General features: G+C 37.9%; 14 protein-coding genes. 12 read left to right on the forward strand and 2 right to left on the reverse strand.

Translation table 11 applies throughout. The annotated features are described in order from the left end of the window. The 11 genes from ACIQ7T_RS09860 to ACIQ7T_RS09910 all read left to right on the forward strand — a co-directional run. Positions 1–170 (forward strand): DNA-directed RNA polymerase subunit alpha C-terminal domain-containing protein (locus ACIQ7T_RS09860; RefSeq protein WP_275579669.1); only part of this gene is annotated, 170 nt, incomplete at its 5' end. A gap of 57 nt (positions 171–227) precedes the next feature. Beyond that, on the forward strand, positions 228–608 hold the full coding sequence (gene rplQ, locus ACIQ7T_RS09865; RefSeq protein ID WP_012296051.1) for a 50S ribosomal protein L17: 381 nt from the start codon (positions 228–230) through the stop codon (positions 606–608). A 498-nt stretch (positions 609–1,106) separates the two neighbouring features. After that, positions 1,107–1,952, forward strand: coding sequence for an energy-coupling factor ABC transporter ATP-binding protein (locus ACIQ7T_RS09870; RefSeq protein ID WP_402870010.1), 846 nt, complete (start codon positions 1,107–1,109; stop codon positions 1,950–1,952). Further along, complete coding sequence (locus ACIQ7T_RS09875; protein ID WP_402870013.1) at positions 1,928–2,800, forward strand: energy-coupling factor ABC transporter ATP-binding protein; 873 nt, start codon at positions 1,928–1,930, stop codon at positions 2,798–2,800. Before ACIQ7T_RS09870 ends, ACIQ7T_RS09875 begins: the two co-directional genes overlap by 25 nt. Continuing rightward, entirely contained in the window at positions 2,797–3,594 is a 798-nt protein-coding gene (locus ACIQ7T_RS09880; protein ID WP_402870015.1) for an energy-coupling factor transporter transmembrane component T family protein, read from the forward strand. The genes ACIQ7T_RS09875 and ACIQ7T_RS09880 overlap by 4 nt, the downstream gene beginning before the upstream one ends. Positions 3,595–3,608: 14 nt before the next feature. After that, positions 3,609–4,349, forward strand: coding sequence for a tRNA pseudouridine(38-40) synthase TruA (truA, locus tag ACIQ7T_RS09885; protein ID WP_402870018.1), 741 nt, complete (start codon positions 3,609–3,611; stop codon positions 4,347–4,349). A gap of 517 nt (positions 4,350–4,866) precedes the next feature. Next, the gene (gene rplM / locus ACIQ7T_RS09890) at positions 4,867–5,304 is read left to right on the forward strand and encodes a 50S ribosomal protein L13 (RefSeq protein WP_004233742.1); all 438 of its coding nucleotides are present in this window, start codon (positions 4,867–4,869) and stop codon (positions 5,302–5,304) included. Between the two features lie 25 nt (positions 5,305–5,329). Then, entirely contained in the window at positions 5,330–5,722 is a 393-nt protein-coding gene (gene rpsI, locus ACIQ7T_RS09895) for a 30S ribosomal protein S9 (protein WP_004233744.1), read from the forward strand. 210 nt (positions 5,723–5,932) lie between these two features. Further along, positions 5,933–6,883, forward strand: a complete 951-nt coding sequence (locus tag ACIQ7T_RS09900) for a DUF4822 domain-containing protein (RefSeq protein WP_402870021.1) — start codon at positions 5,933–5,935, stop codon at positions 6,881–6,883. A 179-nt stretch (positions 6,884–7,062) separates the two neighbouring features. Beyond that, complete coding sequence (locus ACIQ7T_RS09905; RefSeq protein WP_370077700.1) at positions 7,063–7,776, forward strand: N-acetylmuramoyl-L-alanine amidase; 714 nt, start codon at positions 7,063–7,065, stop codon at positions 7,774–7,776. A 71-nt stretch (positions 7,777–7,847) separates the two neighbouring features. Beyond that, on the forward strand, positions 7,848–8,903 hold the full coding sequence (locus ACIQ7T_RS09910; RefSeq protein WP_370077698.1) for a P-loop NTPase: 1,056 nt from the start codon (positions 7,848–7,850) through the stop codon (positions 8,901–8,903). Positions 8,904–8,959: 56 nt separating this feature from the next. Here ACIQ7T_RS09910 and gerD read toward each other — a convergent pair whose 3' ends face one another. Then, positions 8,960–9,556: a spore germination lipoprotein GerD gene (gene gerD / locus ACIQ7T_RS09915; protein ID WP_370077696.1), complete on the reverse strand. Its 597-nt coding sequence runs from the start codon at positions 9,554–9,556 to the stop codon at positions 8,960–8,962. A gap of 152 nt (positions 9,557–9,708) precedes the next feature. Between gerD and ACIQ7T_RS09920 the strand changes: the two genes are divergently transcribed. Further along, positions 9,709–10,383 (forward strand): KinB-signaling pathway activation protein, encoded by a 675-nt coding sequence (locus ACIQ7T_RS09920; protein ID WP_370077694.1) that lies wholly within the window; start codon positions 9,709–9,711, stop codon positions 10,381–10,383. A 214-nt stretch (positions 10,384–10,597) separates the two neighbouring features. Here ACIQ7T_RS09920 and ACIQ7T_RS09925 read toward each other — a convergent pair whose 3' ends face one another. Further along, on the reverse strand, positions 10,598–11,257 hold the full coding sequence (locus tag ACIQ7T_RS09925; RefSeq protein WP_370077692.1) for a hypothetical protein: 660 nt from the start codon (positions 11,255–11,257) through the stop codon (positions 10,598–10,600). Positions 11,258–11,729 lie beyond the last annotated feature (472 nt).

The following is an 11,729-nucleotide window of genomic DNA, read 5'->3' on the forward strand; positions in this document are numbered from 1 at the left end:
CTGTTCGTTCTTACAACTGCTTAAAACGCGCTGGTATTAACACAGTACTAGAACTTGCGAATAAGTCAGAAGACGATATGATGAAAGTTCGTAACCTTGGACGTAAGTCACTTGAAGAGGTAAAAGCGAAGTTAGAAGAGCTTGGTTTAGGGTTACGCAAAGAAGACTAAGCGATTTAAACAAAACTTACAAGATCAGATATTTTTTTATAAAGGAGGGAAACATCCATGGGTTACAGAAAACTTGGTCGTACAAGTTCTCAACGTAAAGCGATGTTACGTGACTTAGCTACTGATTTAATCATCAACGAGCGTATCGAAACTACTGAGGCTCGCGCTAAAGAAGTACGTAAAGCTGTTGAAAAAATGATTACTTTAGGTAAACGCGGTGATTTACATGCACGCCGTCAAGCTGCTGCATTCATCCGTCGTGAACTAGTAACAACTACTGATGCAGAAGGTAACGAAACAACTTCATTTGCACTTCAAAAGTTATTTGATGATGTTGCACCACGTTATGCAGAGCGTCAAGGTGGTTACACTCGTATTCTTAAAGTAGGTCCTCGTCGTGGTGACGGTGCACCTGTTGTAGTGATTGAATTAGTTTAATCATAAGAGAAGACAAGTGGTGAAGAGGGTGGAATCACCACCCTCTTTCTTTTATAAACGATTTATACGACAAATAATTAAGCTGAGCGTTATGATGAGCGGACACTGTTGTGTGGCGTCTCGTTTAGCTCTCCGCACCTCATTCAAATGGAACAAGGGCTTGAGCACCCGTGTTTCTTGAAAATGTAACGACTAGCGCATTTCTATCGAATGAGGTGCGCGCTTTTTTATTTTTTAGGGAAGTATGATAGCGCCAATTTAGTGGTGCTTTTTTTTATAGGCTGATTTATAGAATGGCAGTCACTGGAATGTTTGGGGTGCATCACTCCAATATTTGAATATCTTATAAATTATATTTAGTCCTATTTGTTTTAAAAAAATATACGAAAAGTGATTTTAGCACTTTTCTTTTATCGACATAATGATTGTAGTAGAATTCATACATAAAAAAGTGTAAGTTAGTTAGTAGAGCTGAGCATGTAGAGAGGAGTTCTAGAAATGCCAGAAATTTTATCATTAAATAATGTGACATTTTCATATACACCAGAAGAAAATGAAAGCCGCAATGCGGTTGAAAATGTAAGTTTTGCGGTTCAGGAAGGGGAATGGATTGCCATCGTTGGCCATAACGGTTCTGGTAAATCCACCATTGCAAAGCTTATGAATGGTTTGTTATACCCACAGCAGGGCGATGTACGTATATTACGTGAACCATTAAGTGAAGAAAACCTATGGGAAAGCCGTTCACAGATAGGCATGGTTTTCCAAAATCCAGACAATCAATTTGTTGGAGCGACAGTGCAGGATGATGTTGCTTTTGCTCTTGAAAATAACGGAGTACCTTTTGAAGAGATGGTAGACCGTGTACATGCAGCACTTGAGCAAGTAAAAATGAGCGATTTTTTAGACCATGAGCCACACCACTTATCTGGTGGTCAAAAGCAGCGTGTTGCCATTGCAGGCGCACTTGCAATGAAACCAAAGCTCCTTATTTTAGATGAAGCTACTTCTATGTTAGATCCACAGGGGCGTGCTGAGGTATTACACACTGTGCAAACTTTACGTGCTGAAACAGGGTTAACGGTAATATCTATTACGCATGATTTAGAGGAGGCTATGCTTGCAGATCGTGTTCTCTTTATGAATGATGGAAAGAAATTTGCAGAGGGTACACCTCGTGAAATTTTTGCGCTTGGGGACAAGCTAGTTGAGTTTGGACTAGACTTACCATTTGCCATGAAGTTATCAAAGTTATTGCAAAAGGAAGGTGTTCCATTAATGGGACAACATATGACAGAAGAAGAGTTGGTGAATGATTTATGGACATCAAACTTCAACAAGTAAGCTATGCCTATTCACAGGGTACACCTTTTGAAAAACGTGCATTATTCGATGTAGATTTTGAAATCCCTTCACATACGTATCAGGCAATTATCGGACATACGGGTTCTGGTAAATCGACAATTCTTCAGCATTTTAATGCACTTCTAAGACCAACCTCTGGGGAAGTACATATTGGAGAGCGCATTGTTGTAGCTGGAAAAAAGGCGAAGGATTTAAAGGCTGTACGTCAAAAGGTTGGTATTGTGTTTCAATTCCCGGAGCATCAGCTGTTTGAAGAAACCGTATTAAAGGATATTATGTTTGGCCCTATGAACTTTGGTGTATCAGAGCAAGAGGCAGAAGCACGAGCAAAAGAACTTATAGGCTTAGTTGGCTTACCAGAGAACGTACTTGAAAAATCACCTTTTGATTTATCAGGGGGACAAATGCGCAGGGTAGCAATTGCTGGCGTTTTAGCGATGGAACCTGAAGTTATTGTTTTAGATGAACCAACTGCAGGGCTTGATCCACGCGGTCAGAAAGAGATTATGGATATGTTTTATAAGCTTCACAAGGAACGCGGCCTAACGACGATTCTTGTAACGCACAGTATGGAGGACGCAGCTCGTTATGCAGACAATATTGTCATTATGCATGAAGGGAAAAATGTACTAAGTGGCACGCCACAAGAAATTTTCAAAGATGTAGAGACATTAAAAAATTTCCGCTTAGAACCACCTCGTATCGTACGCTTTCAACAAAAAATCGAAACAATGATAAACAAATCCTTCTCAAAGATCTGCTTAACCGAAGAAGAGCTAGCAACTGAAATTGCCCGGTTACTAAGAGAGGAGCGTGGACAGTCATGATGGAGAAAATGATATTTGGTCGTTTCCTTCCCGGAAATTCTCCAGTTCATAAGCTCGATCCACGATCAAAGCTTATATTTGTGTTTGCATTCATTATTATTGTTTTTTTAGCAAACAACACAGTGACATATGCCTTGCTATTAGCTTTTACCTTACTCATTGTGCTAATATCAAATATTCGTCTGTATTTTTTAATTAATGGTCTAAAGCCAGTAATTTTTTTAATGGTATTTACCTTCTTAATTCATATTTTTATGACGAAAGAAGGTGCCCTAATATTTGAGTGGAAGTTTATTACCATTTACGAAGAAGGTATTCGACAAGGGGTCTTTATTTCGATACGTTTCCTAGTGCTAGTGTTTATGACATCTATCTTAACGCTTACAACATCACCAATTTCCATTACGGATGGCATTGAAGTGCTGCTAAATCCATTAAAAGCGGTGAAAGTGCCAGTACATGAGTTAGCTTTGATGATGTCTATTTCATTGCGCTTTATTCCAACATTAATGGATGAGACAGATAAAATTATGAAAGCACAAATGGCACGTGGTTCGGATTTATCTTCTGGACCAATAAAGGATCGTATTAAAGCGGTTGTGCCATTACTAGTACCTCTCTTTGTAAGTGCTTTTAAACGAGCCGAAGATTTAGCAACAGCTATGGAAGTAAGAGGCTACCGTGGAGGCGAAGGGCGTACGAGATATCGTAAGCTAAAATGGGATATGAGTGATACATTTTCACTTGTGTTATTAGTAGCGATGGCCGTTTTACTATTCTTCTATAGAAGTTAAAAGGAGTAAGCTTTATGCGACGATTAAAAGCAATTATAAGTTATGATGGAACGCAATTTTCTGGGTATCAAGTACAGCCTGGAGAACGCACAGTACAGGCTGAGATTGAGCGTGTTTTAGCCATTATGCATAAAGGGGAAAAGATAAAGGTAACAGCTAGTGGACGTACAGATGCAAGGGTGCATGCAACAGGCCAAACATTGCATTTTGATTCACCACTCGCGATTCCAGTAGATAAATACATGAAGGCGTTAAATGTTCAACTGCCAAGAGATATTCGGGTAATGTCGATAGAAGAAGCAGCTGCTGATTTTCATGCGCGCTACAGTGTAACAGGAAAGCGGTACCGATATATATGGTCATGTGAGCCTGTACAGAGTCCATTCCGCAGACAATACACTGTAGAGACAAATGGTGTGAAACCGAATGTTGAGGCAATGCAGGAGGCAGCAAAGGCTATTATCGGTACACATGACTTTTCGTGCTTTTGTGCAGCCAATACAAGTGTCAAAGATAAGGTCCGTACAGTGACTACAATACAATTTGAATGGTACGGTGAAGAGCTTCATATGGTGATCGAAGGAAATGGCTTCTTATATAATATGGTACGTATCATTGCAGGCACACTTTGGGAAGTTGGTATAGGACGTCGTGACATTGAGAACGTGGAGTTAGTCGTTAAATCTATGAATCGCGATAAGGCGGGCAAGACTGCACCTCCACAAGGTCTGTATCTTGAGAAAGTCTTTTATTAAAAAGGTTTATCACCATAACGTGTGGTTGATTTCCGTTCCGACTGGGCGCTTTGTTGCTGACGCTTCGCTTTCGCACAGAGCAAAGCTTCCTGGGGGCGTCCGATGAGCCGCTTCACTCGCGTTGCTCGCTCCAGGGTCTCATCTGTGACGCTAATCCCCAAGGAGTCGCCCAGCCTCCACTCCAATCAACTTATATAAATTGAATACGTTTTAACAAATGTCATCCCCAGCTTTTGATGACAAGTTATGAAGGAGAACAGTTGGCGAATGTTATAGAATTCTTGATGGGGAATTTTTTGTATATTTAACAAAATGAAGGCTCTCAAATGCCCTAATTTAAACAATCAAGGAATCTGAACAACTTCTCCAGGTGTTTATTGAAATTGCTTGACTTTAAAAGTCATTCATTATATGATAACAGATGGTATTTTCATTACCACCACAAATAAGCCCCGAAAACTTATAGTGTAGTTTAATGAAAAATAACGGTAATCGAATCGATTAGGAGGATATATACATGCGTACAACATTCATGGCTAAAGGTCACGAAGTAGACCGTAAATGGCTAGTAGTTGATGCAGAAGGCCAAACTCTTGGACGTTTAGCTTCTGAAGTAGCTGCTATCTTACGTGGTAAACATAAACCAACATTCACACCAAACGTTGACACAGGTGATCACGTAATCATCATCAACGCTGACAAAATCCATTTAACTGGTAACAAATTAGAGGGTAAACTTTACCGTCACCATACTCAATTTGCGGGTGGTTTAAAAACTCGTACTGCTGGTGAAATGCTAGATAAGTACCCAACAAGAATGATCGAATTAGCAGTTAAAGGAATGCTTCCTAAAAACTCTTTAGGTCGCAAAATGTTCACTAAACTTAACGTTTACACTGGAACAGAGCATCCACATGCTGCACAAAAACCAGAAGCTTACGAGCTTCGCGGATAATATAAATTAAGAGGAGGATATTACTTTGGCACAAGTTCAATACATCGGCACTGGTCGCCGTAAAAGCTCTGTAGCTCGCGTACGTTTAGTACCAGGTACAGGTAAAATTGTTATCAACAAACGTGAAATCGAAGAATACGTACCATTCGCTGCATTACGTGAAGTAATTAAACAACCATTAGTAGCAACTGAAACTACAGGAAGCTACGATATCCACGTAAACGTTAACGGTGGTGGATACACTGGTCAAGCTGGTGCTGTACGTCACGGTATCGCTCGTGCTCTACTTCAAGTAGACCCAGATTTCCGTGCTGCATTAAAATCTGCTGGATTACTTACTCGTGATTCACGCATGAAAGAACGTAAAAAACCAGGTCTACGCGGCGCTCGTCGTGCACCTCAGTTCTCAAAACGTTAATATCGTTGTTATATCAACGTTTACAAGCCCTTTCTCGAATTTTCGAGAAGGGTTTTTTTTATTTGGCAAATGCTTTGATACTTCAAGTTCAAGTGTTTCAAAATATCCTACTGCACTGTTGTTGTATAAATAGCAATTGCGATGTGTATTTTATATAGAAATGGCTGATACTATTTTCAGGTTGTTTATTCTGAAAATGGAGGTCAGTATATGAAAAGGCTATTAATATTATCAATTACGGCAATGGCGCTTCTTGGTGCATGTGGGAATAAAACTGACGTGAAAAAAACTGAAGAAGTAAGAACAGGAAATAATGCAAATCAAAGACAGGTAGAAATAACAGACGGTCAAGCAAAGGCTAAAATTCTGAGTAGTTCAGATTGGCAAGCCACAAAAGTTTACGATAAAAATAATAAAGACTTAACAGCAGAAAATTCAAATTTAATGGGCCTTGCGAAATATGACGCTGATTCAGGACGCTATGAATTCTTCGATCCAAATACAGCTGGAAGCATCGACGATAAAGGGATTTTCTTTTTTACGAATGATGGAAAGCATAGAATATTGATCTCAGAAAGGAAAAATTACCAAGAAATTGTGGATATTACTAAGCTAACAAATAAAATGTTTACTTATAAACGAATGGGGAAAGATGCAAATGGTAGCGATGTAGAGGTATTCGTTGATCATGTCCCTTATAAGGAAAGACACTTAACATTTACTGCACCAGATAAAAAATTAAATAATTCTACGGGCCCTATTGTTCAGGACGTAGATGGAGATAAAATTTTAGCTGGTACGCTTTGGCAAGGAACAGTTGTATTAGATGCAAACAAAAATGATGTAACATCATATAATACAAATTTTATTAGCATTGCGAAATATGATGCTAATACGAATAAATATGAATTTTTCAATCCTGAAACAGGTAAAAGTCGTGGAGACTATGGATACTTTAATGTGATCGATGGAAATAAATTAAGAGCTCATGTTTCAATTGGTGACAATAAATATGGGGCTGTGCTCGAAATTACTGAGCTAAATAATAAGAAATTCACATATATCCGAACTGGTAAAGATAAAGACGGTAAGGATACAACAGTATTTGTTGAGCATGAACCTTATGCAGGTAAGTTTAAACCAGAATTTACACTAAAATAAAAATTAACGGCTTTAATCCATGTATTATTAATGGATTAATGCCGTTTTAGTATTACTAAAAAAGTATCTTCCATTACAAGCTCAAACTCTCAATCTTAATACTTGAGAGTTTTTTTTACTTTCTGGCATAGTTCAATCACTAACTTCGTACACTATCTGTAAAAGGGTGGTGGATATGGGTGAAGCGCTGGCTTGCACTAGGAGTAATTATGCTAATGAGTATAGTGGTCGTGGCATATGAAACGAATGCTTCGAACCGTAACTTCTTCTTACCGGACCCACTTGGTGGCATAAAAATTGTCATTGATGCGGGACACGGAGGTCAGGATGGAGGTGCTTCAAAGGGCGAAGTAATTGAAAAGGATATTACACTTGCAATTGCGCAGCATGTGGAGAAGCAATTAAAGAAAAAAGGCGCAACAGTCGTAATGACACGAACAAAAGATGGCGATGTTATCGATGAGCACGCGTCATCAGAAAAGTATGGAACATTGAGAGAACGAAAAAAGCAGGACATCTTTTTAAGAAAAGACATAGTAGAAAATGAAAAACCGGATCTTTTTATTACAATTCATGCAAATGCCATTCCTGAAACAAAATGGCGTGGAGCACAGGTGTTTTATCATAAAGAAGGACATGCTGAAAGTGAATTATTAGCAAAGAGCATTCAAGATTCCATTCGCACTAATTTGAAAAATACAGACCGAGAAGCAATGTCTATACAACAAATATATTTACTGAAAAAAGCTGAAGTACCTGCTGCACTAGTAGAAACAGGATTTATAAGTAATGATGAGGAACGTGCACTATTAACTGATAAGAAATACCAAGAAAAAATGGGAGATGCTATTGTTGAAGGTATAGAAGAGTATTTATTAGCAAAAATTGAATAGAGCAACTACACAACGTAAATCAAGTCATTATGATATACTAACATTGAGATAATATAAGGGGAGTGTTCGTCGTGATAACTGAACAACAAGTACGAGAAATATTAGGACAACTACAAGATCCATTTTTACATAAATCATTTGCAGAAACAGGCGGTATTACAAATGTAGCAATAAAAGAAGAGAAGAATCACGTTAGTGTAAAAATTGCGATTGCTAAAACAAATACACCTGAACAATTACAGCTACAAATGAAAATTGTTGAAGCTTTGAAAGAAGCAGGTGCAAATACAGTTGGTATTCGTTTCGAAGAGCTGTCAGCAGAAAAACTACAGGGCTTCCGTGGTGTAGCAACTGAGGCTGAGGCACAAGATATTTTATCTCCACTTAGCACAGTACAAGTTATTTCAATTGCCTCTGGTAAAGGCGGTGTAGGGAAATCTACAGTATCAGTTAACTTAGCTGTTGCATTAGCTCGTCTAGGTAAAAAGGTTGGCTTAATTGATGCTGATATTTATGGCTTCAGTGTGCCTGATATGATGGGTGTTACAGATATGCCTAAAGTGGTAGATAATCGAATTTTCCCTGTTGATCGTTTAGGTGTGAAAATGATTTCAATGGGCTTCTTTGTTGAAAATAACGCACCGATTGTATGGCGTGGACCGATGTTAGGTAAAGTGTTAGATCAGTTCTTCCGTGATGTAGAATGGGGTGAACTAGACTATCTACTATTGGATTTACCACCAGGTACAGGTGACGTTGCATTAGATATTCACCAAATGCTTCCTTCTTCAAAAGAAATTGTTGTAACAACACCGCATCCAACTGCAGCGTTCGTTGCAGCTCGTGCAGGTGCAATGGCTTTACAAACAGATCATGAAATTTTAGGTGTTATTGAAAACATGGCATGGTATGAATCGAAATCAGGTGACCGTGAATTCGTATTCGGTCAAGGTGGAGGTCCTAAGTTAGCAGAAGAACTACGTACAGAGCTACTTGGTCAAATTCCTCTTGGTCAGCCTGACTGGTCAGAGGAAGATTTTGCACCTTCTGTTTATGCTGAAAAACATACAACAGGACAAATATATTTAGATATCGCGACGAACATCATTAATAAATTAAATAAATAAATGAAAACGGATTTCCTCGAACAATGGAGGAAATCCGTTTTTGCATATATGAATGGTTACTCAGAGCCCTTTTGCTCATTACCTTCACCACCGCCAGCTTCTTTTTTGCCGCCGCTAGCTTTACCTGCCTCGCCACCACTTTTCCTAATAAGCTCCTGCCATTTTGTCTGCATAAGCGGACTTTCAATCGTTTCCTTGACGATTTCCTCTGTTTGTTTTCTCATATTGGAGGATTTTAGAATAGTCTCTAACTGCTTTTGCATATCTGGCTGGCCAAAGAAAGCTTCCATATCTTTTTGGAAAGAGGGGTCTTTTATTAATTCCTTCATAATATCCTGTTGTTGTTTTTGCATACTTTTAGCTACAGTTTCCTTGAATTTTGGATCTTCGAATGTTTTCTTCCAAAAGTCTTCTGCTTCTTTGGAAAGCAAGGTAGCTTCGGTAGCTTTCTTGACTTCATCATGCTCCAACACCAATAATTCACGGAAGCTTGGTTCCTCTAAAAGCTTTCGCAACGCCTTTTTACCATCCTCGGTTTGTAAAGAGTCAATCATTATTTTTTTTATTTCATCATAGGACATGGTAGTGGCTTTATCTTGTGAACAGGCAGAAAGAAAAAGCATTAGGATTAGTAGTAAGAAGAATTTTCGCATCAATCATCAGTCCTTTCTATAAATAGACTCTTTCAATTATTGTTCACATTTATGATGACTTTATGTATTGGTTACGATGAGAAATAGCTTTTTTAACAATGCATTGTTAAAATAAGTACAGATTATATTGAGAAATTGGGGGACTTTTAGTTGTGACGATACGAAATTGGGCAAAGTTTTTCTTCTTTGCAATGCTCGTTGGTGGCGCAGTCAACGGAATTTGCAGTTTATTTATTCGATGGGACTTCTTTCAACCATACATAACAAACGGTCACTGGGGTGAATTTTTAGCAGGACTTTTATGGATGGTTTTCTTAGGATTTACAATGAGTGTTATTGCACAAGCGGGCTTTTTTGCTTATTTAACGCTCCATCAAGTGGGAGTAAATATTTTTAGAACACTTACATTATGGAATTGGGTACAGCTATTATTAATTGCTTTTACTATTTTTGATATTATATTCTTCCGCTTTATACCAGGTGTAAAAGATGGACAAAGCTGGTTATTCTATGTTGGTTTGTTAATTGTATTAATAGTAGGTGCTATAGCAACAGCTATTCAAAAAGTAAAATTAACAGGGAAAAAACATGTGTTCATTTCGGCTTTATTTTTTATGATTGTCGTTACAACACTGGAATGGACAATTGCATTAATGGGTCGCGATGAAAATATTAACGAGTATGTTGCACTTTTACTATTCCCATTACTCGCTGTAAATGCTTATCAATTATTAGTATTACCAAAATATAATGCAAAATCCGAAGTAGATCGTCAAAAATTAGAAGCACGCCGCAAAGCACGTCGTGAACAAGCTAAAAACGCATAAAAAAAGTTGCCTCTATTAGTTGAGGCAACTTCTTTTTTATCCCGCATTAACGGGCAGTAATTACCGAAAGTGAAACGTCAGGTACAAGACTCCTGTCGCAAAATTTAGCGAAAGTAAAGAGATAGGTGGGAGATCAACTGCCCGTAAAAGTCCGATTGGTGAAGACTAATAATCAGTGGGGATGAAGAAAATCCCCACTGATTAAAGTTTCACTTTATGGTGATTTTTTAGTTTGAATTTTATAGCCGAATATATTTTCCTCAATCGACATAAATTTATTTTGTTGTAGAAATGTATTCAGCTCTTTAAACGAGATTTTATTATTTTGGTGTAAAGACATAAAAACAAAATCTCCCTTTTGTAATTTAGGTGTCTTTTCACCTTTCCAGATTAGAGAGGGAGAAAGTATATTCATCTGCTGTTGAAATAAGTTATTTTGTAAATCCTGCGAATACTGGTGATTTTGTGTTGCAAACCAAAGTGGTGTTTCTTGAAAATGCTTTTCGTAAATTTTAATATCTTTCTGAACGACGGCAAGATCAATTGGCTTATCCACTGAATCCTCAGGCCCTAATAATCCTGTAGGTAGTTTTCGCTCTTGAATGATTTTTAGGTGCTCAGGTGAACGTTCAATCCATGCAGCATCTAACAATAGAAGCGGATAAGGTTCTTTTACAGTTTTAAGCCAGTCCACCAGGTTGTCATCAGAGAAAGAAATTTCGACAATAAGTGATGTACCATAATGCCCTTTTGTTACAACTGCTGGAGCATCTGCAATGTTGAATACAGAAATCATAGTAGAATTTATCGGCTTTATAAAGATAAACAGTATTAAGATTAAAAACAGTGAAATCAACGTTTTACGAACCATCATAACGACCTCGTTTCTATATTTTTAACTTCTTTCAGCAAATGTTTTCGTAGCGAAAGTGAAACGTCAGCTACAAATGTCTTTTGTAGCGAAAGCAAAGCGTCAGCTACAGAAGTTAATGCCTCCGGCGGATGTCACGGAATCGGAAAGGAGTTCTTTGTGCAAGTAAAAAGCCGATTCCGGACGCAATGTCGAGGCATAATTGATACGGAAAAATAAAGTTCTTAAAAAAACTTATGATTTAATGTTGACTTTCATGAATAATCGATGTTATTATGTATAAGTCGCCAAGAGGTGACGCAGTAATTAAAAAAATGAACCTTGAAAACTGAACAAGCAAAACGTAATCAATAAAGTTTTTAGTAGCTAACCTTGAGTTAGTGAACGAAACAAAATTTTGGACATCAAACATGATGCCAGCAAAACAATTTGAGCTAATCAAATTTCTTTTTATGGAGAGTTTGATCCTGGCTCA

Source organism: Lysinibacillus sp. NPDC096212, assembly GCF_044763105.1.
Lineage (GTDB): Bacteria > Bacillota > Bacilli > Bacillales_A > Planococcaceae > Lysinibacillus.